Raw genomic sequence first — 379 nt, forward strand, 5'->3', positions numbered from 1 at the left:
GCCGAGAAGCTGATGCAGTCTTTCCTGCGGCATACGCTCAGGGACGGCTTCTTCCATGCCGACATGCACCAGGGCAACCTGTTCGTCGACAAGGATGGCGTGGTGGTCGCCGTCGACATGGGCATTGTCGGCCGGCTGGGCAAGAAGGAACGGCGTTTCCTCGCCGAGATCCTTTACGGCTTCATCACCCGCGATTATCGCCGCGTCGCCGACGTGCATTTCGAAGCCGGTTACGTGCCCTCGCACCACAACCACGCCTCGTTTGCCCAGGCGATCCGGGCGATCGGCGAGCCGATCCATGGCCAGCCGGCCGATACGATCTCCATGGCCAAGCTGTTGACGCTGCTCTTCGAGGTTACCGATCTGTTCGACATGGAGA

Annotated in this window: 1 protein-coding gene; it reads left to right on the forward strand. The window is 61.7% G+C overall.

Going from position 1 to position 379, the window contains the following annotated elements:
• A partial coding sequence (locus tag AC1D0P_RS31730) for an AarF/UbiB family protein (RefSeq protein WP_477680355.1) occupies window positions 1-379 on the forward strand: 379 nt, incomplete at both ends.

The sequence above is a fragment of the Polaromonas sp. P1_G2 genome, assembly GCF_056405515.1.